The 26116-nt window shown below is 73.5% G+C and carries 20 protein-coding genes; 5 read left to right on the top strand and 15 right to left on the bottom strand.

Annotated features, from left to right (window positions below; all coding sequences use genetic code 11):
* Positions 1 to 314: 314 nt before the first annotated feature.
* The 5 genes from ACZ4U1_RS12925 to ACZ4U1_RS12905 all read right to left on the bottom strand — a co-directional run bounded on the left by ACZ4U1_RS12925 (position 315) and on the right by ACZ4U1_RS12905 (position 7047).
* A complete protein-coding gene (locus ACZ4U1_RS12925) occupies positions 315 to 1466 on the bottom strand; it encodes an XdhC family protein (RefSeq protein WP_467902731.1) in 1152 nt (383 codons plus the stop codon).
* 46 nt (positions 1467 to 1512) lie between these two features.
* Positions 1513 to 2970 (bottom strand): NCS2 family permease, encoded by a 1458-nt coding sequence (locus ACZ4U1_RS12920; protein ID WP_467902730.1) that lies wholly within the window; start codon positions 2968 to 2970, stop codon positions 1513 to 1515.
* A gap of 212 nt (positions 2971 to 3182) precedes the next feature.
* Complete coding sequence (locus ACZ4U1_RS12915) at positions 3183 to 5567, bottom strand: xanthine dehydrogenase family protein molybdopterin-binding subunit (RefSeq protein ID WP_467902728.1); 2385 nt, start codon at positions 5565 to 5567, stop codon at positions 3183 to 3185.
* A gap of 2 nt (positions 5568 to 5569) precedes the next feature.
* Positions 5570 to 6154: a (2Fe-2S)-binding protein gene (locus ACZ4U1_RS12910; protein ID WP_467902726.1), complete on the bottom strand. Its 585-nt coding sequence runs from the start codon at positions 6152 to 6154 to the stop codon at positions 5570 to 5572.
* A complete protein-coding gene (locus tag ACZ4U1_RS12905; protein WP_467902725.1) occupies positions 6154 to 7047 on the bottom strand; it encodes an FAD binding domain-containing protein in 894 nt (297 codons plus the stop codon). Before ACZ4U1_RS12905 ends, ACZ4U1_RS12910 begins: the two co-directional genes overlap by 1 nt.
* Positions 7048 to 7393: 346 nt before the next feature.
* Here ACZ4U1_RS12905 and ACZ4U1_RS12900 point away from each other — a divergent pair, with 346 nt between their 5' ends.
* Both ACZ4U1_RS12900 and ACZ4U1_RS12895 read left to right on the top strand, forming a co-directional pair.
* On the top strand, positions 7394 to 9067 hold the full coding sequence (locus ACZ4U1_RS12900) for a PucR family transcriptional regulator (protein ID WP_467902724.1): 1674 nt from the start codon (positions 7394 to 7396) through the stop codon (positions 9065 to 9067).
* Between the two features lie 167 nt (positions 9068 to 9234).
* On the top strand, positions 9235 to 9999 hold the full coding sequence (locus ACZ4U1_RS12895) for a hypothetical protein (protein WP_467902723.1): 765 nt from the start codon (positions 9235 to 9237) through the stop codon (positions 9997 to 9999).
* Positions 10000 to 10090: 91 nt separating this feature from the next.
* Here the strand turns inward: ACZ4U1_RS12895 and ACZ4U1_RS12890 are convergent, their stop codons facing one another.
* From ACZ4U1_RS12890 to ACZ4U1_RS12880, 3 genes are all read right to left on the bottom strand, one after another.
* Positions 10091 to 10945 (bottom strand): hypothetical protein, encoded by an 855-nt coding sequence (locus ACZ4U1_RS12890; protein ID WP_467902722.1) that lies wholly within the window; start codon positions 10943 to 10945, stop codon positions 10091 to 10093.
* Between the two features lie 148 nt (positions 10946 to 11093).
* A complete protein-coding gene (locus ACZ4U1_RS12885; protein ID WP_467902720.1) occupies positions 11094 to 11489 on the bottom strand; it encodes a peptidase inhibitor family I36 protein in 396 nt (131 codons plus the stop codon).
* A 343-nt stretch (positions 11490 to 11832) separates the two neighbouring features.
* Positions 11833 to 12615 (bottom strand): GntR family transcriptional regulator, encoded by a 783-nt coding sequence (locus tag ACZ4U1_RS12880; protein ID WP_467902718.1) that lies wholly within the window; start codon positions 12613 to 12615, stop codon positions 11833 to 11835.
* A 179-nt stretch (positions 12616 to 12794) separates the two neighbouring features.
* Here ACZ4U1_RS12880 and ACZ4U1_RS12875 point away from each other — a divergent pair, with 179 nt between their 5' ends.
* Both ACZ4U1_RS12875 and ACZ4U1_RS12870 read left to right on the top strand, forming a co-directional pair.
* A complete protein-coding gene (locus tag ACZ4U1_RS12875; protein WP_467902717.1) occupies positions 12795 to 13637 on the top strand; it encodes a (2Fe-2S)-binding protein in 843 nt (280 codons plus the stop codon).
* A gap of 227 nt (positions 13638 to 13864) precedes the next feature.
* Positions 13865 to 14905 carry a DUF2637 domain-containing protein gene (locus ACZ4U1_RS12870; protein WP_467902715.1) on the top strand — a complete coding sequence of 347 codons (1041 nt, stop codon included), beginning with the start codon at positions 13865 to 13867 and terminating at the stop codon, positions 14903 to 14905.
* A 102-nt stretch (positions 14906 to 15007) separates the two neighbouring features.
* Here ACZ4U1_RS12870 and ACZ4U1_RS12865 read toward each other — a convergent pair whose 3' ends face one another.
* The 3 genes from ACZ4U1_RS12865 to ACZ4U1_RS12855 form a co-directional block, all read right to left on the bottom strand.
* Positions 15008 to 15451 carry an ATP-binding protein gene (locus ACZ4U1_RS12865; RefSeq protein ID WP_467902713.1) on the bottom strand — a complete coding sequence of 148 codons (444 nt, stop codon included), beginning with the start codon at positions 15449 to 15451 and terminating at the stop codon, positions 15008 to 15010.
* Between the two features lie 316 nt (positions 15452 to 15767).
* Positions 15768 to 17510: a pyruvate dehydrogenase gene (locus tag ACZ4U1_RS12860; RefSeq protein ID WP_467902711.1), complete on the bottom strand. Its 1743-nt coding sequence runs from the start codon at positions 17508 to 17510 to the stop codon at positions 15768 to 15770.
* A gap of 27 nt (positions 17511 to 17537) precedes the next feature.
* Positions 17538 to 18803, bottom strand: coding sequence for a protein phosphatase 2C domain-containing protein (locus ACZ4U1_RS12855; RefSeq protein WP_467902710.1), 1266 nt, complete (start codon positions 18801 to 18803; stop codon positions 17538 to 17540).
* 289 nt (positions 18804 to 19092) lie between these two features.
* Here ACZ4U1_RS12855 and ACZ4U1_RS12850 point away from each other — a divergent pair, with 289 nt between their 5' ends.
* Positions 19093 to 20082: a helix-turn-helix domain-containing protein gene (locus tag ACZ4U1_RS12850; RefSeq protein WP_467902708.1), complete on the top strand. Its 990-nt coding sequence runs from the start codon at positions 19093 to 19095 to the stop codon at positions 20080 to 20082.
* Positions 20083 to 20138: 56 nt separating this feature from the next.
* Here ACZ4U1_RS12850 and ACZ4U1_RS12845 read toward each other — a convergent pair whose 3' ends face one another.
* The 4 genes from ACZ4U1_RS12845 to ACZ4U1_RS12830 all read right to left on the bottom strand — a co-directional run bounded on the left by ACZ4U1_RS12845 (position 20139) and on the right by ACZ4U1_RS12830 (position 25915).
* The gene (locus ACZ4U1_RS12845) at positions 20139 to 21383 is read right to left on the bottom strand and encodes an SGNH/GDSL hydrolase family protein (protein WP_467902707.1); all 1245 of its coding nucleotides are present in this window, start codon (positions 21381 to 21383) and stop codon (positions 20139 to 20141) included.
* Between the two features lie 171 nt (positions 21384 to 21554).
* Positions 21555 to 22952, bottom strand: coding sequence for a DNA-3-methyladenine glycosylase 2 family protein (locus ACZ4U1_RS12840; RefSeq protein WP_467902705.1), 1398 nt, complete (start codon positions 22950 to 22952; stop codon positions 21555 to 21557).
* 145 nt (positions 22953 to 23097) lie between these two features.
* Positions 23098 to 24192, bottom strand: a complete 1095-nt coding sequence (gene rsgA, locus ACZ4U1_RS12835; RefSeq protein ID WP_467902703.1) for a ribosome small subunit-dependent GTPase A — start codon at positions 24190 to 24192, stop codon at positions 23098 to 23100.
* Between the two features lie 253 nt (positions 24193 to 24445).
* Positions 24446 to 25915, bottom strand: coding sequence for a cellulose binding domain-containing protein (locus ACZ4U1_RS12830; protein ID WP_467902702.1), 1470 nt, complete (start codon positions 25913 to 25915; stop codon positions 24446 to 24448).
* Positions 25916 to 26116: the final 201 nt, after the last annotated feature.

Genomic DNA, 26116 nt, shown 5'->3' with positions numbered 1-26116 from the left:
CGCCGCCCGGCCGCGGCCCACTCCCCGGCCAGGCCAGGCCGACGCAAGGGACAGGACGCCATGCGTCCGGCCACCCCGGAGCGAGGGGACGCCATTCCCCCGGCCGGACCCGGCCACGAACCCGACCCCCGGCCGGGCCAGGCCGACGCACACGATGCGCCGCCATGCGCCCGACCACACCGGAACGGGCGACGCCACTTCCCCGGCCGGGTCCGGTCGCGAGCCGGTTTCCCAGGCTCCGCGCGGTCCGCTGGCCGGCCACGGCTCGCTCTTCCGGCCGCAGCCCGCGCCCCGCTCCCCCCGCCCCCGTCTCCTCAGGCCACCGATCCGATCCGGCCCGTCGGTGTCGTCGGCGTGTCGTGGTGGATGGGGGTGTGCGCGCCGGTGAGGGACACCCCGCTGCCGCCGCGGCGGCCGGCGACGATCTCCGCGGCGATGGACAGGGCCGTCTCCTCGGGTGTGCGGGCGCCGAGGTCCAGGCCGATCGGGGAGCGCAGGCGGGCCAGTTCCAGTTCGGTGACGCCGACCGCGCGGAGCCGCTCGTTGCGGTCCAGGTGGGTGCGGCGGGAGCCCATCGCGCCGACGTAGGCGACCGGCAGGCGCAGGGCGAGCCGCAGCAGGGGGACGTCGAACTTGGCGTCGTGGGTGAGGACACAGAGGACCGTACGGGCGTCGACCTCGGTGTGCTCCAGGTACGTGTGGGGCCACTCGACCACGATCTCGTCGGCCTCCGGGAAGCGGGCCCGCGTGGCGAACACCGGGCGGGCGTCGCACACCGTCACGTGGTAGCCCAGGAACTTGCCGATCCGGACCAGCGCCGACGCGAAGTCGATGGCGCCGAAGACGATCATCCGGGGTGCGGGGACGGAGGATTCCACCAGGACCGTGAGCGGGGCGCCGCAGCGCGAGCCCTGTTCGCCGATCTCCAGCGTGCCGGTGCGGCCCGCGTCCAGGAAGGCGCCGGCCTCGGCGGCGACCGTGCGGTCCAGCTCGGGGTGGGCGCCGAAGCCGCCGTCGTACGAGCCGTCGGGACGGACCAGGAGGGCCCGGCCCCGCAGCTCGGCGGGGCCCTCGGCGATCCGCGCGACCGCCGCCGGCTCCCCATGGGCGGCGGCGGCCAGCGCGGTCGCGAACACCGGCCGGGCGGGACCGTCCGCCCGGACCGGAGTGACGAGGATGTCGATGACGCCGCCACAGGTCAGGCCGACGGCGAAGGCATCCTCGTCGCTGTAGCCGAAGCGCTCCAGGACGGTCTCGCCGTCCTCCAGCGCCTGCCGGCACAGCTCGTACACGGCTCCCTCCACACACCCGCCGGAGACCGAGCCGATCGCCGTGCCGTCGGCGTCCACCGCGAGGGCGGCGCCGGGCTGGCGCGGGGCGCTGCCGCCGACGGCCACCACGGTGGCGACGGCGAAGTCACGGCCCTGCTCGACCCACCGGTTCAGCTCCTCGGCGATGTCCAGCATCTGTCGGTCTCCTTAAGCGGGTGGGAGGGATCTGGGGGACGGGCGGCTAGTGGACGCCCAGCCAGGTCTCGATCGGATGGAGGGCGAAGTAGATCAGGAAGACGACCGTCAGGCCCCACATGAAGGCGCCGATCTCGCGGGCCTTGCCCTGCGCCGCCTTGATGGCGACGTAGGAGATGACGCCCGCGGCGACACCGGTGGTGATGGTGTAGGTGAACGGCATCAGGACGACGGTCAGGAAGACCGGGATGGCGGTCGCGCGGTCGGCCCAGTCCACGTGCCGGGCGTTCATCAGCATCATCGCGCCGATGACGACCAGGGCTGCGGAGGCGACCTCCTGCGGCACGATCGCGGTGACCGGCGTGAAGAACAGGCAGGCCGCGAAGAACAGGCCGGTCACGACGGAGGCGAGACCCGTGCGGGCGCCTTCGCCTACGCCGGTGGCCGACTCGATGAACACGGTCTGGCCGGAGCCGCCCGCGACACCGCCGATCGCGCCGCCGGCGCCGTCGATGAACAGCGCCTTGGACAGGCCCGGCATCCGGCCCTTGTCGTCGGCGAGGTTCGCCTCGGTGCCGACGCCGATGATGGTGGCCATGGCGTCGAAGAAGCCGGCGAGCACCAGAGTGAAGACGATCATGCCGATCGTCATCGCGCCGACCTCGGCCCAGCCGCCGAACTCCACGTCCCCGAAGAGCGAGAAGTCGGGCATCGAGACCGCGCTGCCGTGCAGTGCGGGGGCGCCGTTGGCCCACTGCCCGGCGCCGATGACGCCGAGCCCGTTGAGGACGGCGGCGACGATCGTGCCGGAGACGATGCCGATGAGGATGGCGCCGGGGATGTTCCGGGCCTGGAGCATGAAGATCAGCAGCAGGGTGCCGGCGAAGAGCAGCACCGGCCAGCCGGCGAGTTCACCGGCGGGGCCGAGGCTGAGCGGGGTGGCCTTGCCCTGGTGCACGAAGCCGGCCTTGTAGAAGCCGATCAGCGCGATGAACAGGCCGATGCCCATGGTGATCCCGTGCTTGAGCGCGAGCGGGATCGCGTTCATGATCATCTCGCGCAGGCCGGTGACGACCAGCAGCATGATGACCACGCCGTACATCACGCACATGCCCATGGCCTGGGGCCAGGTCATGTTGGGGGCGACCTGCGAGGACAGGACGCCGGAGACGGAGAGGCCGGCGGCGAGGGCGAGTGGCACCTTGCCGACGAAACCCATCAGCAGCGTGGTGAAGGCCGCCGCGAACGCGGTCGCGGTGATCAGCGCCTTCTGGCCGAGCGTGTCCCCCGCGTGGTCCTTGCCGGACAGGATGAGGGGGTTGAGCAGGAGGATGTACGCCATCGCCATGAAGGTGGTGATGCCGCCGCGCACCTCACGCGCGACCGTGGATCCTCTTCTGGATATGTGGAAGTACCGGTCGAGCCAGGACCGTCCGGCCGGGACGCGGCTTCCTTCGCCGGCGTCTTCGGCTGCGGTCCTGGGCTCCACTGACTGCTGGGTCATGGTGCCATCTCCCAAGGTTCAAAGGGGCACCCGTACGACTTCCCTGTGGGGTACGGGATTTGGGGAATGGACGACCCGGGGGACGGCCCGAGACGAACGTTTTCCTGGTACTTCAAGGACCGCGAGCGGAGCGGAACTCAAAGAGGGGGTTCCTCCGGGCGGCGCGTGGAGTGTGTGACGTTCCCTGCGCCGCCCGGAGAGCTGTGGGGGTGTTACGCGGTGCCGGTGAGGTGCTCGGGCCGTACGGGAGTGCGGTTGAGCTCCAGCCCGGTCGCGTTCCGGATCGCCGCGAGGACGGCCGGGGTGGACGACAGGGTCGGCGCCTCGCCGATGCCGCGCAGCCCGTACGGGGCGTGGTCGTCGGCGAGTTCGAGCACGTCGACCGGGATGGTCGGCGTGTCGAGGATGGTGGGGATCAGGTAGTCCGTGAAGGAGGGGTTCCTGACCTTCGCCGTCTTGGGGTCGACGATGATCTCCTCCATCACGGCCACGCCCAGGCCCTGGGTCGTACCGCCCTGGATCTGGCCGACGACGGAGAGCGGGTTGAGCGCCTTGCCGACGTCCTGGGCGCAGGCCAGTTCGATGACCTTGACCAGGCCGAGTTCGGTGTCGACCTCGACCACCGCGCGGTGGGCGGCGAAGGAGTACTGGACGTGTCCGTTGCCCTGGCCGGTGCGCAGGTCGAAGGCCTCGGTCGGCCGGTGCCGCCACTCCTCCTCGACCTCCACGGCCTCGCCCTCCAGGACGTCGACCAGGTCGGCGAGGACCTCGCCGCCGTCGGTGACGACCTTGCCGCCCTCCAGCAGGAGTTCGGCCGTGGCCCAGGCGGGGTGGTAGGAGCCGAACTTGCGCCGGCCGATCTCCAGGACCTTCTCCCGGACGATCTCGCAGGCGTTCTTCACGGCGCCGCCGGTGACGTACGTCTGCCGGGAGGCCGAGGTGGAGCCCGCGGAACCGACCTGGGTGTCCGCCGGGTGGATGGTCACCTGGGTGACGCCCAGCTCCGTGCGGGCGATCTGGGCGTGGACGGTGACACCGCCCTGGCCGACCTCCGCCATCGCGGTGTGCACGGTGGCGACGGGCTCGCCGCCCACGACCTCCATGCGGACGCGCGCGGTGGAGTAGTCGTCGAAGCCCTCGGAGAAGCCGACGTTCTTGATGCCGACGGCGTAACCGACGCCCCGTACGACGCCCTCGCCGTGCGTGGTGTTGGACAGACCGCCGGGCAGCTGCCGTACGTCGGCGCCCTCGCTGGACTCCCACTGGCGCTCCGGCGGCAGCGGCATCGCCTTGACGCGGCGCAGGAGTTCGGCGACGGGGGCGGGCGAGTCGACCGGCTGGCCCGTCGGCATGATGGTGCCCTGCTCCATCGCGTTCAGCTGCCGGAACTCCACCGGGTCCATGCCCAGCTTCTTCGCCAGCTTGTCCATCTGCGCCTCGTAGGCGAAGCACGCCTGGACCGCGCCGAAGCCGCGCATGGCGCCGCAGGGCGGGTTGTTGGTGTAGAGGGCGATGGCCTCGATGTCGACGTCGTCGATGACGTACGGGCCGACGCTCAGCGAGGAGGCGTTGCCGACGACCGCCGGGGAGGCGGAGGCGTAGGCGCCGCCGTCCAGCACGATCCGGCACTTCATGTGCGTGAGCTTGCCGTCCTTGGTGGCGCCGTGCTCGTAGTACAGCTTGGCCGGGTGCCGGTGGACGTGCCCGAAGAAGGACTCGAACCGGTTGTAGACGATCTTCACCGGCTTGCCGGTGCGCAGCGCCAGCAGGCAGGCGTGGATCTGCATCGACAGGTCCTCGCGGCCGCCGAACGCGCCGCCGACGCCGGCCAGCGTCATGCGCACCTTCTCCTCGGGCAGGCCGAGGACGGGCGCGATCTGGCGCAGGTCGGAGTGGAGCCACTGGGTGGCGATGTAGAGGTGGACGCCGCCGTCCTCCTCCGGCACGGCGAGGCCGGACTCGGGGCCGAGGAAGGCCTGGTCCTGCATGCCGAAGGTGTACTCGCCCTCCACGATCACGTCCGCGCGCTTGCGCGCTTCCTCCACGTTCCCGCGGATGATCGGCTGGCGGTGCACGATGTTGGGGTGCGGGACGTGCCCGGAGTGGTGGTCGTCGCGGTTCTCGTGGACGAGGATCGCGTCCGGGGCGGTCGCGGAGGCCTCGTCGGTGATCACCGGGAGTTCGCGGTAGTCGACCTTGATCTTGGCGGCGGCACGGCGGGCCGTCTCCGGGTGGTCGGCGGCGACGATCGCGACCGGCTCGCCGTGGTGGCGTACCTTGCCGTGCGCGAGGACCGGGGTGTCCTGGATCTCCAGGCCGTAGTTCTTCACCTCGGTGGGCAGGTCGTCGTACGTCATGACGGCGTACACGCCCGGCATGGCGAGGGCCTCGGAGGTGTCGATCGAGACGATCTCGGCGTGGGCGACGGTGGAGCGCAGGATCTGACCCCACAGCATGTCCTCGTGCCACATGTCGGACGAGTACGCGAACTCGCCGGTGACCTTGAGGGTGCCGTCCGGGCGGAGCGTGGACTCGCCGATGCCGCCCTTGGTCTGCGAACCCTGGGTGATCTTGGTGGGTGCACCGTTGGTCGGCATGCTCAGACCCCCTCGGACTGGCGGGCCGCGGCCAGGCGGACCGCGTCCATGATCTTCTCGTAGCCCGTGCAGCGGCACAGGTTGCCCGACAGCGCCTCACGGATGTCGGCGTCGGTCGGGTTCGGGTTGCGCTCCAGCATCTCGTCGGCGGCGACGAGCAGACCCGGGGTGCAGAAGCCGCACTGGACGGCGCCGGCGTCGATGAAGGCCTGCTGGATCGGGGAGAGTTCGGTGCCCTCGCCGGTCTGCGAGTCGGTGCCCTTGGCCTGCCACTGCTGGGCGTCCTGCAGCGACGTACCGCAGGCGCCGGTCGCGCAACCGCCGTGCTCGGCGCGCTGCTTGGCGTAATCCGCGAGGCCCTCGACGGTCACGACGTCGCGGCCCTCGACCTGGCCGGCCGCGACCAGGCAGGAGCAGACGGGCACGCCGTCCAGGCGCACGGTGCAGGAACCGCACTCGCCCTGCTCACAGGCGTTCTTGGAACCCGGCAGGCCGAGGCGTTCGCGCAGGACGTACAGCAGGGACTCGCCCTCCCAGACGTCGTCGGCCTCCTGCGGGCGTCCGTTGACGGTGAAGTTGACGCGCATCACGCAGCTCCCTCGGTGGTACGGCGGGCGCCGCGGTACGACTCCCAGGTCCAGGTCAGCGTCCGGCGGGCCATGACGCCTACCGCGTGCCGGCGGTAGCTGGCGGTGCCCCGGACGTCGTCGATCGGGTTGCAGGCGGCCGAGCACAGGTCCGCGAACTGCTTGGCGACCGACGGGGTGATGATCTTCCCGTTGTCCCAGAAGCCGCCCTCCTCCAGGGCCGCGTTCAGGAACTCCTCGGCGGCCTTGGCCCGCACCGGGGTGGGGGCGGCCGAGCCGATGCCGGTGCGCACGGTCCGGGTCTCGGGATGCAGGGCGAGCCCGAAGGCGCACACGGCGATGACCATGGCGTTGCGGGTGCCGACCTTCGAGTACTGCTGCGGGCCGTCGGCCTTCTTGATGTGGACGGCGCGGATCAGCTCGTCGGGCTGGAGCGCGTTGCGCTTGACGCCCGTGTAGAACGCGTCGATCGGGATGAGGCGGGTGCCGCGGGCCGCCGACGCCACCTCGACCTCGGCGCCGGCCGCGAGGAGGGCGGGGTGGGCGTCGCCCGCGGGCGAGGCCGTGCCGAGGTTGCCGCCGACGCCGCCGCGGTTGCGGATCTGCGGGGAGGCGACCGTGTGCGAGGCGAGCGCGAGGCCCGGCAGCTCGGCACGGAGGTTCTCCATGATCCTGGTGTACGGGACGGAGGCACCCAGCCGTACGGTGTCCTCGCCGACCTCCCACTCGTAGAGGTCGCCGATGCGGTTGAGGTCGAGGAGGTACTCGGGCCGGCGGTGGTCGAAGTTGATCTCGACCATCACATCGGTGCCACCCGCAATCGGCACAGCGGTGGGGTGCTCGGCCTTCGCGGCGAGCGCCTCCTCCCAGCTGGCGGGGCGAAGGAAGTCCATGACCGGCTCTCTTCTTCTTCGTCTCGTGGGTCGTACAGATTGAGCCAATCCGTGTGCGGCGGTCCCGGCTCGTTCATGTGCTGTTAACGCGGAGTGGACTCAGTACACCGCCCTGTGCTCCGGCGGGGTCAGTCACCGAAACCATGAAGGAGTTCGCTGGCCAGGGGGAGCATCTTGTAGATTCGTATGAACGGAGGTCATCGGTAACCTCTCCGTTTTCCTGGGGAAACGCAGGTAACGGCACGGCGAGCCCGGTTTCCGGCCGGTACGGCCCCTCATCGGGCCCCTTCCCGGCCCCCCTCCAAGATCCATCGTAGGTTTCGAGACAAAGAACGGCGGCGACGAGATGCGGCTGCGCGCACTGCTGGACACCGATGCGCTGGGCCTGCGGCTGCTCGGCGGCGAGGACGAGCTGGACCGCTCGGTACGCGGGGTGATGACCACCGACCTGCGCGACCCGAGCCGGTACCTCTCCGGGGGCGAGCTGGTGCTGACGGGCCTGGCCTGGCGCCGGGACGCCGCCGACTCCGAGCCGTTCGTGCGCATCCTGGTGCAGGCCGGGGTGGCGGCCCTGGCGGCCGGCGAGGCCGAGCTGGGCGATGTACCGGACGATCTGGTGCTGGCCTGCGCCAAGCACCGGCTGCCGCTGTTCGCGGTGCACGAGTCGGTGGCGTTCGCGACGATCACCGAGCATGTCGTCCGGCAGGTCTCCGGGGAGCGCGCCGGCGACCTGGCGGCCGTCGTGGACCGGCACCGGCGGATGATGACCTCCGGCCCGGCGGGCGGCGGCCCGGACGTGGTCCTGGACCTGCTCGGCTCCGACCTGGACCTGCGCGCCTGGGTGCTCTCCCCCACCGGCCGGATGATCGCCGGCTCCAAGGAAGCGGGCCCGGCGCTGCCCGCCGAGACCTGCGCGAAGCTCGCCGCCGAGCACCTGGCGGCCACCCGCACCGGCCGCCGCGGCCCGTACCGGGTCCCGCTGCACGGCACCACGTACTCCCTGTTCCCGATCCGCTCCTCCGGCCGCTCCCCGCAGGCCGCCCGCGATGTGCGCGAGACGGTCCTGTCGGACTGGCTGCTGGCGGTGGAGGCGGACGCGGGCGACTGGCCCGGGGAGCGTCTGGACCTGCTCCAGGGCGTCACCCAGCTGATCGCCGTCGAGCGGGACCGCCGGGACGCGGCCCGCACGGTCCGGCGCCGGCTCGCCCAGGAGGTGCTGGAGCTGGTACAGACGGGCGCCGCGCCCGCCGAGATCGCCGCCCGCCTCAGGGTGGCGGCGCCGGTGCTGCTGCCCGGGCTCGGGGCGGCCCCGCACTGGCAGGTCGTGGTGGCCCGCGTGGAGTGGGAGGGGGACGAGGTCGACGGCGGCCCGGTCGCCCAGTCCCTGCTGGAGGAGGTGCTGGTCGACCCGCAGGCGACCGGCCCCGAGCCCTCCGACCGGATCGCCGTCGCGCACACCGGCGGCGAGGCGATCGCCCTGGTCCCGCTGCCCGCGGTCGCCTCCGAGCACGACGGCTCGGAGACCGGGCTGCTCGCCGACGCCCTGCTGCAGTCGGTCCGCGAGCCGCTGTCGGCGGGCCTGGACGACGACGGCCGGCTCACCCTCGGGGTCAGCGCGGCCGTGCACTCGGCGGAGGGCCTGCGCGGCGCCCTGGAGGAGGCCCGGCACGCCCGCCGGGTGGCCGCCGCCCGCTCCGGCCGGGTCTGCGCGGCCGGCCACCAGGAGCTGGCCAGCCACGTCCTGCTGCTGCCCTTCGTCCCGGACGACGTCCGCCGCGCGTTCACGGCCCGGCTGCTGGACCCGCTGAAGGACTACGACCGCCGGCACCGGGCCGAGCTGATACCGACCCTGGAGGCGTTCCTCGACTCCGACGGCTCCTGGACCCGCTGCGCGACCCGGCTCCACCTGCACGTCAACACGCTGCGCTACCGGGTGGGCCGGATCGAGCAGTTGACGGGACGGGACCTGTCCCGCCTGGAGGACAAGCTGGACTTCTTCCTGGCCCTGCGCATGAGCTGAGGTCAGCGGGGGCGTGCGGCGGCCAAACCCGGTCACGCCCACGCCCCACGACTTTGTGAAATCTTTCACCCAGCCTCTTGGCCGGGCGCCGCGATTGGTGCTGGAATGCCGCCACCACTCAACAGCTCGATGGCGTGCTCGGGGAGGGCAACGTGGCGCATACCGCCATGTCTGGTAACGGAACCACCGGTGACGATCCGCTCCAGACCGCGGTATGGCGGTTGCGCAGCCGGGCCTGCTGGGCCGACGCGGCGGCCCTGCTGCCCGCCGACCGGCCCGAGCCGGCGCTGCAGCGGGCCGCCCTGCTGACCGAACGGTGTCTGTACACCGAGCGGGGCTGGGAGGAGGCGGAGGACGCGCTGCGGACGGCGGAGGCGCTGGCGCACAGCGACGAGGAGCGGGGCGCCGCCGCGTGCGAGCGGGGCTACCTGGCGTACGCCGCCACACTGCTCGGGGTGCGCGACCGGGCCGACGAGGCGCGGGCCGCGCTGGGCCGGGCGGCGGCGCTGATCCCTCCCGGGGCGTCGGGGCGGGCCCTGCTGGACTTCCGGCGCGGGCTGGTGGCCCAGAACCTGGCCGGCGCCCCGCAGGCGGCCCGCGCCGCGTTCCGTCGCGCGCACGCTGCCGCCACGGCCAACGCCGACCCGTTGCTGCTGTCCTTCACCTGGCGACACCTGGCGGGACTCGCGCTGCGGGACGGCGAGTTGGCGGAAGCGCGGCACGGCTTCGCCGAATCCCTCCGGATCCGGGAGGAGTTGGGCTACCTGGTGGGCACGGCGCCCGCGCTGGTGTCCCTGGCCGACACGGAGGAGGAACCCGAGGCGTCCCGGCTGCGCGAGGAGGCCCGCCGCTTGTTCCGACTGCTGGGTGGGGTGCCGACGTGGCTGGCGAGCCAGCTGGCCCCGCCGGCGGCGGGGGCGGCGACGGCATAGGGGCAGCGACGGCGTAGGGGCGAGGCGTGCGGATCCGCAGCCGGCCGCCACCGTCCGGGGCGTCACACCGGCGCACGGCGACGCTACCCGCTCATTGCCCCTTCAGCACCCTCCGCGCCCTGTCCAGTTCCCTTCGCTTGGCCGCCGCCAGGCCCGCGAAGTAGCCCCGATGCCGCCCGACCGCCTCGCTCTGAAGGCGCCGCTCGACGTTCCGGAACGCCTCCGTGTAGCCTGACCGCGCCTTGCACCGCACGTCCGCCCCGGCCGTCTTCTTCTCGGCCGCCGACGCCCCGGCCGTCGTGTCGGCCCTCCACCGCGGATCCGCCACCACCTCGAACGGATCGGCGTACCGGTGGCCGGCCGACCGCATGCACCCCTGCCACGCCAGCGCCGCACGCCGCACCGGCCCGCTGCGCCGCGCCTTCTCGAAGATCGCGGCCCCCACCTGGTTCAGCAGGGAGAAATCCGCCTCCTGGCCGCCGAGGTCGTGCTGCGCCCGCCGGTCACAGCCCGACTCGCCTTCCAGGGCCTTCCTCTGCTCCCGCGTGAGCAGGCTCTCGCGTCGGCGCACGGCCGCTTTCACCCCCTGAGGGTCCATCAGGGCCGCCGGGGCGTGATAGCCCCACCTGGAGGCCACACGGGCCTCCAGAACGCCATAGCGGCGCCGGTTGGCCACCTGGGGGACGTGGACCGGCCGTACGAGGACCGTCCACGGCTGACCACGCTCCCGCATACAGACGCCGGTGAGGACGTCGCGGGCGTTCTCGACCTCGGCGAACTGCGACTCGGTGAGGTCGTAGGCGTCGAACGGCAGCACCAGCGACGTGACGTCCTCGTTCGGGACCACGGCATCCTGCGCCGGGACGGGCCGCACGGTCTTCACCGCCTCCGACCGCCGCGCCCCCTCCACGGAGGTACAGCCGGCTGCCGCGGCCAGCAGCAGCACGGTGCAGACAACACGTGTGGCTATCAACGGAACGGCTCCAGACGGACGAAAGCCCGACGCGGCTGCTCCACGCCGGGAAGGGACTCCATGGACGGCCCGCAGCGCAGGGACGGCTGCGACTGCGGTCCGTCGGCCGATCGCCTTGCGGTCAGCGCCAGTCGACCGAGCTGACGGCGTTGTCGATGTGCGGGTTGTTCGCGAAGCTCAGGTCGATGCTGTGCTTCTTGGCCACGTACTTGTAGCCGGTGAAGTTGGCGCCGGTGTAGAGCCACGCGTCATGGCCCGAACGGTTGATCATCGAGCTGGGGCGGTTGTCGATCGCGGCGCCCCGGTTCGTCTTGTTGTTGTTCAGGTTGCGGTCGTCCGCCTTGAACCGGGCCCAGCCCCCGCCGCACTCCTTGTCGACGAAGAGGTAGATGTAGTCACCCGTCTGGGCGCACTCACGGCCCCTCGCCTCAGCGGCGTTCGCCGCGCCGGAACCCGCGACGAGCAGGCCGGCGGCCACGGCGGCCGAGGCGGAGACGAGTGCGATGGTGCGTTTCATGGAACGTTCCTCCCGTTGCACTGCTGGTTGTGTGCCGTGACCGGAAGCGAACGACGCTTCCCGGCCACTGCCTACGAAACCTAGGGGGAACATGGGGTCGGACAAATGCGATCTTCGGCCACACCAGACATTCATGACATCGAACGGCAATCGCCATCCAACCTCCGGAGAAACCACCGAAGTTCGCGCTCATACGCGTCGAATGCCGGTTCCCGGCACCGCGCGGCGGTCGCGCTGCGTGACGAGATACGGACACTTAGCACACCACCGCCACAGCAGCAACCGAGTGGCTGAAATCCGTTGGCCGATGCGACAGGAAGGCCGTCCGCCGGACCGGCACAGTTCAGCACGCGCCCGCGAAGTGCTCCCCGGCCAACCCCCGCACCACATCCACGTCCCCGAGCGCCAACGCGTCCAGCAGAGCCGTGTGCTGCGCCGCGTCGGCGACCAGCTCGGCCCGTCCCCGCCGCACCGGCGGCCACTGTGAGCGCCGGTGCAGGTCCTCGGCGATGCGGACCAACTGCTCGTTGCCCGCGAGGGCGAGCAGTGCGCGGTGGAAGGCGCGGTCGGACTCCGCGTACGTCGCCGGACAGCCGGAGGCGGCCGCGCGTACCGTCTCCTCCGCGAGCGGCCGCAGCTCGGCCCACCGCTCGGCCGGCACCGTACGGGCGAGCCGCAACATCACCGGCACCTCGATGAGCGCGCGCACCTCGGCCAGCTCGGCCAGCTCCCGCGCCCCGCGCTCGACCACCCGGAAGCCACGGTTGGGCACGACCTCGACGGCGCCCTCCTGCGCGAGCTGCTGCATGGCCTCCCGCACCGGTGTGGCCGAGACGCCGAAGCGCTCGCCGAGCACCGGCGCCGAGTAGACCTCGCCCGGTGTGAGTTCGCCGGTGACCAGTGCCGTGCGCAGCGCGTCGAGGATCTGCCCGCGCACCGAGGAACGCTGTACCGCGGCCCGCGGCTCGGGGACCGGCCGCTCGCCGTGGGTGTGCTCGCCGCGCACCGCGCCCGGCACGGCGGCGTCCCGCTCCCGGCCGCACTCCGCGCCGCCCGCGGGCCGCTGCTGCGCCGGCACCCGGGCGGCGACCGGAGTGCCCGGGGAGCCCTGCGCGCCCTGCTTCACGGGTCCTCCTGGCGGCTTGTCGGTACTTGGGGTCATTAACGACGGGTTGTCGCTTGTCCGTCAAGCACCTTAGGCGCACCGGGCGACAGTTCAAATTCCGACGACCTTGGGTAAGGTAAGGCTTACCTGCTCAACCCAGTCCGCGATCACGGACGCGTCCAAGGACCGGTGGTTCCGCCATGCCCGCTGCGGCCTCGCCGCTCACCGCCGCGTACGACCGCCTCACCGCGGCCTTCCCCGGCCTGACCGTGACCGAGCTGGGCCCGGACGACCCGATGCCCGCCGGCGCGGGCTGGGTGGGCGCCGACGGGCTCGCCGCGGGCGGCGCGGAGCTGGACGCCTTCCTGGCCTGGGACGCGGCCCAGGTGGTGCGGGACTACGGCCGGGTGGCCCGCCCGGACGTCGTCGCGAGCTTCGGCCTGCACCGCTACGCCTGGCCCGCCTGCCTGCTGATCACCGTCCCGTGGTTCCTGCACCGCCGGGTCCCCCGGCTGCCCGTGACCCACGTCCGCTACGACCGCGCGGCCGGCCGGATGGCCGTACGCCGCCCCGCCTCCCTCGCCTGCCTGCCGGGCGACCCCGCCGCCGCGCTGCCCGGCACCGTCGTCGTCCCGGACGAGGAGGCGCTGCGGGCCGAGGTGCGGGCGGCCGTGGCCGAGCATCTGGAGCCGGTGCTCGCCGCGTTCGGGCCCCGGATGCGGCGGCGCGGGCGCGCGCTGTGGGGCATGGCGACCGACGAGGTCGTGGAGGGGCTGTGGTATGTCGCGCGGCTGTTCGGCGAGCGGGAGGCGGAGCGGGCCGTGCGGGAGCTGGAACTGCTGCTGCCGGGGGCGACCCTGCCGTACGCCGGTGCCGCCGGGTTCCGGACGCTGACCGGCCCGGACGGCGCGCCGCTGGCCACCCGGGACCGGGCGAGCTGCTGCATGTTCTACACCGTCCGCCCGCAGGACACCTGCGCCACCTGCCCGCGCACCTGCGACAGCGACCGGACCGCCAGGCTCACGGCCACTGCCGCCGCTTGAGGGTCACACTCCCCCGGGCGCCGTACGAAGTTCCCACGGAACCATCCGTCCGGGTAGTTTTATTCGAACTCAACTCCAGTCCGTCAAGCGGCAGTTCGAACAGAACGCCGTCCTGGGCATCCCCTTGCACCTCTATGGCGGCCTCTTGCCCCGAAACCCCCTGAGGGCCCTCGGGAGTGGGCCACTATGGCGGGCGTTACGCCCTATCCCAATGCAAGGGACCCCTGATGAGACTGACCGACATATCGCTGAACTGGCTGCTTCCGGGCGCCGTACTGCTCCTGGGGATGCTGGCGGCGGTGGCGGTGCTCGCGCGCGGCAAGCGCTCCTCCGGGGAGAACGCGAGCGCGGACGACTCCTGGGAGCGCAGCGAGGAGCGCCGCAGGCGCAAGGAGGCCATCTACGGCACGGCCTCCTATGTGCTCCTGTTCTGCTGTGCGGCGGTCGCGGCAGCCCTGTCCTTCCACGGCCTCGTCGGCTTCGGCGAACAGAACCTCGGGCTGACCGACGGCTGGCAGTACCTGGTGCCCTTCGGCCTGGACGGCGCGGCGATGTTCTGCTCCGTCCTCGCGGTGCGCGAGGCCAGCCACGGCGACGCGGCCCTCGGCTCGCGGATACTGGTCTGGCTGTTCGCGGCCGCCGCGGCCTGGTTCAACTGGGTGCACGCGCCGCGCGGCGTGGGTCACGCCGGCGCTCCGCAGTTCTTCTCCGGCATGTCGCTGTCGGCGGCGGTGCTGTTCGACCGGGCGCTGAAGCAGACCCGCCGGGCCGCGCTGCGCGAGCAGGGCCTGGTGCCGCGTCCGCTGCCGCAGATCCGGATCGTGCGCTGGGTACGGGCGCCCCGCGAGACCTACAGGGCCTGGTCGCTGATGCTCCTGGAGGGCGTGCGCAGCCTCGACGAGGCGGTCGAGGAGGTCCGCGAGGACAAGCGGCAGAAGGAGGAGGCCCGGCAGCGCCGGCGCGACCAGCAGCGGGTGGAGCGCGCCCAGCTCAAGGCGATCAGCCGGGGCCACCGCGGCTTCGTGGGCCGGGGTGCCGGCCGGGAGGTCGAGGTGCAGGTGGAGCGTGGACCGGCGCAGGCGACCGCGGAGCCTGCCATATCGAGCGCGGAGCAACTGCCCGTCCGCGCTCGGCCCTCCCTTCAGCCGGTCCCCAGCGGGGCTGAACCGGTGACCGTCGACCTCACCGCCGAGGACGACACCATGGCCCTGCCGCGCCTGGACTCCCTGGAGCGCAAACTCAAGGACCTGGAGCAGCAGTTCGGCTGACCGCCGGACCCGCGGTGGGACCGCGGTACGGGACGGGGGCGTGACCGCGCGGGTCGCGCCCCCGTCCCGTTGTCACCCCGCCCCTCCGGTCGGCACCGCGCCTCACGCCGCCTCGGCGCCGAGTTCGAACCACACCGACTTGCCCACCCCGTGCGACCGTACGCCCCAGGCGTCGGCGAGGGACTGCACCAGCACCATGCCCCGGCCGTGGGTGTCGTCGTCCGTGCCGGGGCCGCGCACCTCGGGTCTGCGGGCCACGAAGTCCCGTACCTCCACGCGCAGTCCGCCGTCCTCCACGACGGCCGTGAGGACGGCGTCATCGTCGGTGTGGACGAGCGCGTTGGTGACGAGTTCGCTGGTGAGCAGTTCGGCGATCTCCGAGCGGCCCGGTTTGCCCCAGTGCCGCAGCAGCTCGCGCAGCGCCCGGCGGGCCTCCGGCACCGCCCTGAGGTCGGCCCGGCCCAGCCTGCGCCTGAGGCGCCGTGCGTGATCGGTGATGGTGTCGGTCTCTTCCCCCGTTGCCGCCGAGAAGGCCCCTACAGCCATGGGACCGCCCCCTCGTGCCTGCCTCTTCATGACCCCCGCCCGCACGCCGCCGGTCCCTGCCCCTCCTGGTCGAACACGTTCACGGGGGATGCTTGCCCAGCAGACTCCGGGGCAGTCCTGGCGTATGCCCGATCGACGGTGGTTCGGCCATATCCGCGCACCGTCCCGACGGGCCGCCCGGCCGCTCCTGACCCCCGCCCCGGGCTCCCCGGACGCCGCTGCACGCCACCGACGCCCCGCGACACCGGTCCGGCCGCCTCCGGCACCGGTTGCCGTCACGTCGTCACGCCACGTGAAACTGGCCGAAATCACCCCCCTACGGCCGCGGTACGTTGCGCAGATTGGAGCGGGCCATCTGGAGCATCCGGCCGACCCCGCCCTCCAGCACGATCTTGGAGGCGGACAGCGCGAACCCGGTGACCATCTCGGCGCTGATCTTCGGCGGGATGGACAGGGCGTTGGGGTCGGTGACGATGTCCACCAGGGCCGGTCCCTTGTGCCGGAAGGCGTCCTTGAGCGCCCCGGCGAGCTGCTTGGGCTTCTCCACCCGCACCCCGTGGGCGCCGCAGGCCCGGGCGACGGCGGCGAAGTCGGGGTTGGTGTTGGCGGTGCCGTACGAGGGCAGCCCGGCGACCAGCATCTCCAACTCGACCATGCCGAGGGAGGAGTTGTCGAACAGCACCACCTTGACCGGCAGGTCGTACTGCACCAGCGTGAGGAAGTCCCCCATCAGCATGGAGAATCCGCCGTCCCCGGACATCGAGACCACCTGCCGGCGCCGGTCGGTGAACTGCGCGCCGATGGCCATCGGCAGCGCGTTCGCCATCGAGCCGTGCGAGAAGGAACCGATGATCCGCCGGCGGCCGTTGGGCGAGACGTACCGGGCGGCCCAGACGTTGCACATCCCGGTGTCGACGGTGAACACGGCGTCGTCGTCGGCGACCTCGTCCAGGACGGCGGCCACGTACTCGGGGTGGATCGGGATGTGCTTGTCGACCTTCCGGGTGTACGCCTTGACCACGCCCTCCAGCGCGTCCGCGTGTTTCCTCAGCATCCGGTCGAGGAACCGCCGGTTCGTCTTCTCCTTCACCCGCGGGATCAGACACCGCAGCGTCTCGCGCACATCGCCCCACACGGCGAGGTCGAGCCGGGAGCGGCGGCCGAGCACCTCGGGCCGCACGTCGACCTGGGCGATCCTCACGTCGTCGGGCAGGAACGCGTTGTACGGGAAGTCGGTGCCGAGCAGCAGCAGCAGATCGCACTCGTGGGTGGCCTCGTAGGCGGCGCCGTAGCCGAGCAGTCCGCTCATGCCGACGTCGTACGGGTTGTCGTACTGGATGTACTCCTTGCCGCGCAGCGCGTGCCCCACCGGTGCCTTGATCCTCCCGGCGAACTCCATCACCTCGGCGTGGGCGCCGGCCGTGCCGCTGCCGCAGAACAGGGTGACCTTGCCGGCCGCGTCGATCATCTCCACGAGCCGGTCGATCTCGGCGTCACCGGGCCGCACGGTGGGCCGGGAGGTGACGAGCGCGCTCTGCGCGGCCTTCTCCGGGGCCGGTTCGGCGGCGATGTCCCCGGGCAGCGACACCACGCTCACCCCGCTCTGCCCGACCGCGTGCTGGATGGCGGTCTGCAGCAGCCGGGGCATCTGCTTCGGGCTGGAGATCAGCTCGCTGTAGTGACTGCACTCCTGGAACAGCCGGTCCGGGTGGGTCTCCTGGAAGTAACCGAGGCCGATCTCGCTCGACGGGATGTGCGAGGCGAGCGCGAGCACCGGGGCCATCGAGCGGTGGGCGTCGTACAGGCCGTTGATCAGGTGCAGGTTCCCCGGGCCGCAGGAGCCGGCGCAGGCGGCCAGCCTCCCGGTGATCTGGGCCTCCGCACCGGCCGCGAAGGCGGCGGACTCCTCGTGGCGTACGTGGATCCAGTCGATGGCGGCGTTGCGGCGGACGGCGTCCACGACCGGGTTGAGGCTGTCGCCGACGACACCGTAGAGGCGGCGCACGCCGGCGCGGACGAGGATGTCGACGAACTGCTCGGCTACGTTCTGTCTGCCCATACCCCCATCCAGTCACAGGGGCCGCGGTTACGCCTCCCACACGGCGGCCGCCGTACGGTCGTCGGCGTAGCCCTTCACCCGCACCTGGGCGTCGGCGAGGAAGGCGGCGAGGCCCGGCGGGGTACGGCAGGACCAGCGCCGGGCCAGGTAGGCGCAGAGGGCGGGCTCGCCGCGCAGCGGCTCGGCCAGGCCCGCCGTGCACATCACCAGCGCATCACCCGGACGGGCTACCGAGGCCCGGAAGCGGAACGGCTCGCGGGGCGGCTCCGGGGCCGGCCCGGCGGGTTCGAAGGGGCTCGGCGGGGTCGGGATGCCGAGGTCCATCGTCAGCCGGTCGCCCTCGGGGGTCCGCTCGGGCGGCGAGCCGGAGCCGGCGCCGGGGGCGCCGGTGCCGCCGTCGGACGGCACGCTCGGCTCGATGTCCTGCCAGGCGCCGTCCCGCAGCCGGAACAGCCCGCCGTCGCCGACGCCGAAGAACACGCGGGTACGGCACTCCGGGCCGGCCGGCAGCAGCAGACAGCGCAGGCTCGCCCTGTACTCCTCGGGGTCCAGGCCCTGTTCGGCGGCGCTCGCGCGGAGCTTGCCGAGCGTGCGGTCGGTGAGCCGGTGCAGGCCGGACTTCAGGTCGCCGCGGCGGGCCGCGCTGATGTCCTCCACGAGCCGCTGGTGGCTGCGGCCCACGGCCCGCCCGATCCACCGGCACGCCTCGGCCGCCGCCAGGTGCGCGCCGGGCGTGGCCCGCGCGCCGGTCGCCATCGCGACCAGGACCAGCGCCTGCTCCCCCGTCCCGAACCGCGCGGTGAGCAGCGAGTCCCGGCGCGGCTCGCCCCGGTAGCGCGCCGAGTCCCCGCGCAGCGAGACGGCCCGCAGCGTCCACGTCCCGTACCGGGCGCCGTCCAGCACGGTGTCCGCGACCAGTTCACCGAGCCCGTCCGGGTCGGCGGGCGGCAGCGCGGTGGGTTCGGGGTCGTAGGTGGGAGGGCCGGAACCGACGTAGTCGACGTGGTCGGCGGGGTCGGCGGGGAGGAGGGCGGGCTCGGCGGGCTCGGCGGGCTGGGCCGGCTCTGCCGGCGGATGCGGCGCGGCCCGCTGCGGCGGCACCGCCGCCTTCTCGGGCGCCGGTGGCGGGAGTGCGGGCTCCGGGCGCCCCGCCACCGCGTTCCGCGCCGAGGCGTACCGGTCGTCCAGGGAATCGGGCGCTGCCGTGGGACCCGTGTCCTGGGTGGAGTCGTCGTACAGCTGGCCCCACCAGTCGTCCTCATGACGGGCGGGTCTTCCCCCCTGCTGGCTCATGCCCGTAATTGTCCACCGCGCGGGCCGTAGGAAAACGGGGCATCAGGAAAATCCCGGCGCATCGGCCGCGTTGAAGGGCGTGTCGGGTGAGGGGGTGAACTGCCGTACGAGAACCGGCGGGTGACCACCGGGCGGCCCCACCCCCCACGGGAGGACCGCCCGGTGCTGCCACCTTGGCAGAGTCCCCACCCCTACGGCGATGATGTCCCGCGGCGGGTTTGCGCCGTGGCCGGTTTCCGCCAGGGCGATCCGCCTCGGTGACGTGTGCACAGGGGAGGGACGTGGGCCGATGCTCGCGGCGATAGGGCTGGACGAGACCCACGAGGCGGCGTACCGGGCGCTGGTGTCCGTGGGCGCGGCCGACGTGGCCGATCTGGCGCGGCGCCTGACGCTGGCCGAGCAGGACACCGAGCGGACGCTGCGCCGGCTGGAGCGGCAGGGTCTGGCGGCCCAGTCCTCGGCACGGCCGGGCCGCTGGGTCGCGGCGCCGCCCGGGGTGGCGCTGGGCGCGCTGCTCACCCAGCAGCGGCACGAGCTGGAGAAGGCGGAGCTGGCGGCGGCGCTGCTGGCGGAGGAGTACCGGGCTGCGGCGGCCGAACCGGCGGTGCACGACCTGGTGGAGGTGGTGACCGGCGCCTCGGCGGTCGCCCAGCGCTTCCTCCAGCTCCAGCTGGGCGCGGCCGACGAGGTGTGCGCGCTGGTCACCGGCGCTCCGGTGGTCGTGTCCGGCATGGAGAACGACGCCGAGGAGCAGGCGGCCGGGCGCGGGGTGCGCTACCGGGTGGTCGTGGAGCGCGCGGTACTGGACCTCCCCCACGGGCTGACCGAGCTGACGGCGGCGCTCGGCCGGGACGAGCGGGTCCGGGTGGTGGACCGGGTGCCGACCAAGCTGGTGGTGGCCGACCGCTCGCTCGCGATGGTGCCGCTGACATCGCGGACCGCGGAGCCGGCCGCGCTGGTGGTGCACGCCAGCGGGCTGCTGGAGCTGCTCGCCGGGCTGTTCGAGTCGGTGTGGCGGGAGGCGCTGCCGCTGCGCCTCGGCGCCTGCGGGGTGACCGAGGAAGAGCCGGACGGCCCCGACGCCACCGATCTGGAGGTGCTGTCCCTGCTGCTGGCCGGGATGACCGACGCGAGCGTGGCCAAACAGCTCGACCTGGGCCTGCGGACGGTCCAGCGCCGGGTGCGGCGGCTGATGGAACTGGCCGGGGTGACGACCCGGCTCCAGCTGGGCTGGCACGCCCGGGAGCGGGGCTGGGTGAGCCGGGAGGATTCCCGCTGACCTGCGCCTCCTTTCGTTCGGCCCGGCCACCGGCCCTCCGCACGGTCCCGTCGCGATCAGCACGCCGGGCAGCAGGAGTTCCCACCGGCCCGGGGACACGAGGCGGGCCGGCCGGGCGAGCGGCGGGTCAGGGCGCCGTGGACGGTGTCGGCCACGGCGGCCATGCCGGCGTCGTTGAAGTGCAGATGGTCGCCGGGGTCGTAGGCGGGCAGGATGCGCCCGGGGTCGGCCGGGTCGCGCAGGACGGCGTCGGCGTCGGCGACCGCGTCGAAGGCGCCGCCGGTGCGGATGAAGGCGTTCACCCGCTGCCGTACCTCCTCACCGGCGGCGGTCCAGGCGGGGTAACCGCGGTACGGGGTGAGGGTGACGCCGACGACCCGGATGCCGCGGGCGTGGGCCCGGGCCACCAGGGTGCGGTAGGCGGCCGCGAACGCGGCGGGGTCGTTCGCCGCCGGGGTGCCCTTGATGTCGTTGATGCCCTCAAGGACGACCAGGGACCGCACGCCGGCCCGGTCCAGGGCGTCGGCGTCCAGGCGGGCGAGGGCGCTCGGTCCGGTGCCGTCGCGCAGCAGCCGGTTGCCGGCGATGCCCGCGTTGAGGACGCCGAGCCGCTGCGGGGAGAGCCGCTGGGCGAGCCGGTCGGGCCAGCGGCGGTTGGTGTCGGGGGTGGAGCCGTTGCCGTCGGTGAGCGAGTCCCCGAACGCGACGACGCTGCCGGCGGCGGACCCGCGGACGTCGACACCGGTGACGTAGTACCAGCGGCTGGTGGTCTCCGTGTACGCGGTGCCGGCCTCGTCGGCGGCCCGGCCGGCGCCGGGCCGGGCCAGGTAGCTGGTCTGCAGGGCGGTGCGGTGGTAGGTGGCGGGCCCGGAGTCGTCCGGCGTGTACACGGTGACGAGCAGGTCGGCTCCGGCCGGTACGGGCAGCGGCACCGGATCGGTGAGCGTGTCCGCGCCCGGCGGGACGGTCGTCTCCGGGGCGCCCTGGAAGGTGGCGGTGCGCAGGCTGCCCGGCACGGCGTCGGGGCCGGCGGCGCGGCGCAGGGCGACGGTGACCGCGCCGAGACGCAGCGGCCTGGTGCCGAGCCGGTTGCTGAGCCGGACACGGACGGCGGTGCCGCCGGTGCTGAGGTGGACGACGTTGCGGACGGCGGCACCCGGCAGCGCGGCGGCGGTGCCGGAGGGCGCGGTCTCCCAACTGCCGGTCCAGGGCAGCGGGGCCGGCTCGGCGACGGCCGGTGCCGTGAGACCCGGCAGCAGCGCCGGGAGGAGGACCGCGAGGACCCGAACGAACCTGGCCATGTCTGCCCGCCCTTCCCCGAGGCCCGCCGGGGACTTCCCCGTGGCCCTCGGAGGCGACCGTGCCACATGGCCGGGCGGTGCCGCCGGAGGATCCGGGACGGTCCACCCACTCGGCGCAACGCCGCGAACGGCCGCGCGGAACGAACAGCGGCTCATGAAGCGGGCGGGCGGTCAGCGGACGGGCTCTCCCGCCACGCGCAGGTGCTGGACGGCGTACGACCGCCAGGGCCGCCAGCCGTCGGGGACATCGGCGCCGGGCGGGGCGACGTCGGGGTCGCCGAGGGCGCGGACACGGAGGGTGGCGACGGTGGCCGGGTCCATGCCCGGCAGCGCGAGCAGGGCCTCCTCGGCGTCGTGCCGGTCGGCGCCCGGGTCCAGCCGCAGGGTGCCGTCGGCGAGGGCGGCGGCGAGCGCACCCAGCGGGCCGCGGGGCTCGGCCTCGGCGAGGACGCCGGGCTCCGGGAAGAGGTGGGTGAGGCCGCCGTGGGGGGCGTCCAGCACCTTGCCGTACCGGCGCACCAACTCCTGGGCGCCGTGGGTGCCGGCCAGGGCGCGTACGGCGGGCTCCAGCGGATCCACGGCGCCGGGCGAGCGCAGCCCGGGCCGGGCGGCGACCAGCGGGGCGAGCCGGGGGTCGGCGCCGAGCCGCTCGTCGACGGCGTACGGGTCGGCGTCCAGGTCGAACAGCCGGCGCAGCCGCTGCACGGCGGTGGTGAGGTCCCGGGGGTCGGTGAGGTGCAGCCGGGCGTCGAGCCAGCCGCCCGGGTGGGTGCCGGTGCCGGCCCGTGGGGCGCGGGTGCGTTCCTGGACGGCGGCGAGGGCGGTGCCGTACGGCAGCCGCAGGGTGCGCCGGTAGGTGCGGGCGCCCAGGGCGCCGGTCACCTCCTCGACGCCGGGTACGGCCTCCCGCGCGAGCTGGTCGAAGACGGCGGCGGCCTGGTAGGGGCCGCGGTGGGCGAGCCGGAGCGGGATGCCGGTGCCGGGGGTGGCCCGGCGGGCGGAGCGGCCCCCGGGGGCGGCGGCCCGCAGCTCGGTCGGTGTCGCCGCGTACACCTCCTTGACGGTGTCGTTGAACTGCCGCACGCTGGCGAACCCGGAGGCGAACGCGATCTCGGTGACCGGCAGTTCGGTGGTCTGCAGCAGGACGCGGGCGGTGTGGGCCCGCTGGGCCCGGGCGAGGGCCACGGGCCCGGCGCCCAGTTCGGCGGTGAGCTGCCGCTGGACCTGCCGGGCGCTGTAGCCGAGCCGCGTGGCGAGCCCGGCGACGCCCTCGCGGTCCACGACGCCGTCGGCGATCAGCCGCATGGCCCGGCCGACGACGTCCGCGCGGACGTTCCACTCCGCCGAGCCCGGCACGGCGTCCGGCCGGCACCGCCGGCAGGCCCGGAAACCGGAGCCCTGCGCGGCGGCGGCCGTGGCGAAGAACCGCACGTTGTGCCGTTTCGGCGTCACGGCCGGGCAGCTGGGGCGGCAGTAGATGCCGGTGGTCTCGACGGCGAAGAAGAACACGCCGTCGAACCGCCCGTCCCGGCTCCGCACCGCCTCGTACCTGCTGTCTTCGTCCTTCACGCGTTCCAGTGTGGGACGCCGGGCCGGGGCCGGGCCAGCGGAAACCGGACATGACGCCGGCACCGGCCCCGGTGGGCGAGCCGCACCCGCCCCGGGCCCGGCCGGCGAATCAAACCGGTCCCCCCGGCCCGGGCGTACGGCGCGCCTACCTCCAGCCCCGCCGCTTGGCCTCCACCGCCGCCTTGCCCACGGCGTGCTTGCGCTTCCAGTCCTTCTTGATCTCGGCCCGGAGCCGGGCGTCCGTCTTGGCCACGATCCACTGGTTCTCCCGCATGAGCTTGCGGTAGCTCTCCAGCCGCCGCTCCGGCAGCTCCCCGTCCTCCACGGCGGAACGCACCGCGCAGCCCGGCTCCGTCTCGTGGGCGCAGTCGTGGAACCGGCAGCCCTCGGCCAGTTCCTCGATCTCGGAGAACACCTGCCCGACGCCGGTCTCCGCGTCGAAGAGGCCGACGCCCCGCAGCCCGGGGGTGTCGATGAGGACCCCGCCGGAGGGCAGGGCGAGCAGGTTGCGGGTGGTCGTGGTGTGCCGCCCCTTTCCGTCGACGTCCCGGGCCGCCCGCACGTCCATGACGTCGGCGCCGATGAGCGCGTTGGCGAGGGTGGACTTGCCCGCGCCGGACTGGCCGAGCAGCACGCTCGTACCGGAGCCGACGAGTGCCACGAGCACGTCGAGCCCGTCGCCGTGCAGGGCGCTGACGGTGAGCACGGGCACGCCGGGCGCGCTGGTCTCCACGTCCTGCACGAGGTGGGCGAGGGTGACCGGGTCCGGCACGAGGTCGGCCTTGGTGAGGACGACGACGGGCTGGGCGCCGGACTCCCAGGCGAGGGCGAGGAAGCGTTCGACGCGGCCGAGGTCGAGTTCCAGGGCGAGGGACACGGCGACGACGGCGTGGTCGACGTTGGCGGCGAGGATCTGCCCCTCGGACCGCTTGGAGGAGGTGGAGCGGACGAAGGCGGTGCGGCGCGGCAGGTACGCGCGGACGTACCGCGGGTCGCCGTCGGGGTCGACGGCGACCCAGTCCCCCGTGCACACGACCTTCATCGGATCGCGGGGCACGACGAACTCGGTGTCGGCGCGGACGGTCCCGTCCGCGGTGACGATGTCGCACTGGCCGCGGTCGACCCGGACGACCCGGCCGGGCAGCAGTCCGTCGGCGGCGTACGGGGCGAACGCGTCGGCCCAGTCCTCGTCCCAGCCGTAGGGAGACAGTGCGGGGAACACAGCGGAGGTGGAAGTCAAGGGAGACCCTTCACAAGGGTGGCCCCGGCCAGGCGCGTGGGTTGCGCGGGCGCGTGGGTCGCGCGGTCGGTTCAGCCGGTGGCCACGGAGGTGGACTTGAGGAGTTCCTGGATGAGGGCAGCGCCCAGCACAGTGACAGCCATCGGTCGACACCTCCTCTTTCTCGCTCGCGCGTGCGCACACCACCTCGGCGTGCCCGGCAACTGTAGCCCGCGGGCGGGCTCGTGCGTCAAAGGGTTTTCCGGCGGCAGTCTCAGCCGGTCGTGCAGGGCTCCCCGTTGAGGGCGAAGGCGTGCGGGGTGCGGTTGGTGTCCGTCCAGGTGCCGAGGAAGCCGAAGGACAGGGTGCCGTGCGCGGCGACCGTCCTGTTGTAGTCGGCGGCGGTGGCGGTGACGCGGGAGCCGTTCTGCTGGACGGTGGCGTCCCACATCTGGCCGACCTGCTGGCCGTCGCGGAAGGACCAGGACACCCGCCAGCCGCTGAGGGCCTTGTCGGTGGTGACGGTGACGGTGGCCTGGAAGCCGTCGGGCCACTGGCTGTCCAGCTCGTAGGCGACCCGGCAGCCCGCCGACGGGGTGGTGGCGGGGGCGCCGGCGGGGCCGGTGCGGTGGGTGGCGGAGGAGGTGCCCTGGGGTTCGGGGTCGGGCTTCCTCCGGCGCGGGGTGTCGTTCGTGGGACTCGGGGTGGGGGTGGCGGAGGACGAGCCGGTGGGGCGGGGCGCGGTGCTGGACAGGTCCGGGTCGGCGACCGGCTGCCGGTCGTCCTGGGCGGCGGCGGTGTCGTCGCCGGAGCCGCCGAACGGCATCATCGACACGCCGAGCGCCAGTGCGGAGAGCAGGACCGCGGCGGCGAGCAGTCCGCCGCGCAGCACACGGCTGCGGCCCGTGCCCTCGGCGGGGTCGGCGGGGTCGTCGGTGCCCGGGCGGCCCGCGCCGAGGCGGACCTCGGTGGCGCGGCGGCGCCGCTCCAGGTAGGCGAGGCCACCCCAGCCGATCACTCCGCCGGCCAGCGCGGCGGGCAGTCCGCCGCCGTGCAGGCGCAGGCAGGCGGCGGCCTCGGCGCACCGCACACAGGTGGCGAGGTGCCGGGAGAGGTCGCCGGGGGTCTCGGCGACGGCCGAGCGGGTGACCGCGTCCAGCAGGCGGGCGTAGCTGCGGCACTGCGCGTCCATCGGGGAGTCGAGGTGGGCGCGGTGGCAGCGGTCCCGGAACAGGGTGCGGACCTGGTCGAGTTCGTCGGTGACGGTGGCCGGTTCCAGGCCGAGCCGGCGGGCCACGGTGGGCAGCGGGAGCGCCTCGACCTCGGCCAGCCAGAGCAGCTCGGCGTCCGCCTCCTGCATGTCCCGCAGTCCGCGCAGCGCGACGGGGCGGTCGAGCGGGGGCCCCGAGAAGCGGGCGGCGTTCCCGGAGTTGAGCCACAGCCGCAGGTCGGGGTCGAGCCGGTGCCCCTGTCCGCCGGCCTCCCAGGCGGCGGCGGTGTTGCGTACGGCGGTGAGCAGCGCCGGGATCGTCGGCAGCCGTGCGGTACGGCGGCCGGCGCCGCGCACATGGGTGTGCGCGGCGGCGCGGACCTCGCGCATGCCCAGCGTGAACGCCTCGGTCGCCAGTTGATGGGCCGTCAGGGAACCGGAGGTGCACAGGTCCGCGTACGAGAGCACCGCGTCCCAGCACTCCGAGAACAGCGCGGCCTCGGTGTCGTCCTGGGGGGTCGGCAGGTCGGGCATGGGACTCCTGCATCCACGAGCGAGGTCAACTCACCAAAGGGAAAAGGGAGTTAAGGGGAACCTCGCGGCAGCGCACAGAGCCTTTCACGTCCTCGACACAACTGACAAGCGGCCTGTTCACATCCGGCTACCGACGGTGGCGGCAGGCGTGCGCGCCGCTACGGACCCCGGAACTCCGGCCTCTGGTACGGATGCGGACGC

The organism is Streptomyces sp. NPDC028928 (assembly GCF_055564915.1).
The sequence above is the reverse complement of the archived record's forward strand: the minus strand, read 5'-3'. Positions and strand labels throughout refer to the sequence as shown.

Coding starts and splice junctions, on each gene's coding strand:
- ACZ4U1_RS12925 (WP_467902731.1), bottom strand. CDS start 1,466: ATGCTGGACATCGCCGAGGAGCTGAACCGGTGGGTCGAGCAGGGCCGT.
- ACZ4U1_RS12920 (WP_467902730.1), bottom strand. CDS start 2,970: ATGACCCAGCAGTCAGTGGAGCCCAGGACCGCAGCCGAAGACGCCGGC.
- ACZ4U1_RS12915 (WP_467902728.1), bottom strand. CDS start 5,567: ATGCCGACCAACGGTGCACCCACCAAGATCACCCAGGGTTCGCAGACC.
- ACZ4U1_RS12910 (WP_467902726.1), bottom strand. CDS start 6,154: ATGCGCGTCAACTTCACCGTCAACGGACGCCCGCAGGAGGCCGACGAC.
- ACZ4U1_RS12905 (WP_467902725.1), bottom strand. CDS start 7,047: ATGGACTTCCTTCGCCCCGCCAGCTGGGAGGAGGCGCTCGCCGCGAAG.
- ACZ4U1_RS12900 (WP_467902724.1), top strand. CDS start 7,394: ATGCGGCTGCGCGCACTGCTGGACACCGATGCGCTGGGCCTGCGGCTG.
- ACZ4U1_RS12895 (WP_467902723.1), top strand. CDS start 9,235: ATGTCTGGTAACGGAACCACCGGTGACGATCCGCTCCAGACCGCGGTA.
- ACZ4U1_RS12885 (WP_467902720.1), bottom strand. CDS start 11,489: ATGAAACGCACCATCGCACTCGTCTCCGCCTCGGCCGCCGTGGCCGCC.
- ACZ4U1_RS12875 (WP_467902717.1), top strand. CDS start 12,795: ATGCCCGCTGCGGCCTCGCCGCTCACCGCCGCGTACGACCGCCTCACC.
- ACZ4U1_RS12870 (WP_467902715.1), top strand. CDS start 13,865: ATGAGACTGACCGACATATCGCTGAACTGGCTGCTTCCGGGCGCCGTA.
- ACZ4U1_RS12865 (WP_467902713.1), bottom strand. CDS start 15,451: ATGGCTGTAGGGGCCTTCTCGGCGGCAACGGGGGAAGAGACCGACACC.
- ACZ4U1_RS12860 (WP_467902711.1), bottom strand. CDS start 17,510: ATGGGCAGACAGAACGTAGCCGAGCAGTTCGTCGACATCCTCGTCCGC.
- ACZ4U1_RS12855 (WP_467902710.1), bottom strand. CDS start 18,803: ATGAGCCAGCAGGGGGGAAGACCCGCCCGTCATGAGGACGACTGGTGG.
- ACZ4U1_RS12850 (WP_467902708.1), top strand. CDS start 19,093: ATGCTCGCGGCGATAGGGCTGGACGAGACCCACGAGGCGGCGTACCGG.
- ACZ4U1_RS12845 (WP_467902707.1), bottom strand. CDS start 21,383: ATGGCCAGGTTCGTTCGGGTCCTCGCGGTCCTCCTCCCGGCGCTGCTG.
- ACZ4U1_RS12830 (WP_467902702.1), bottom strand. CDS start 25,915: ATGCCCGACCTGCCGACCCCCCAGGACGACACCGAGGCCGCGCTGTTC.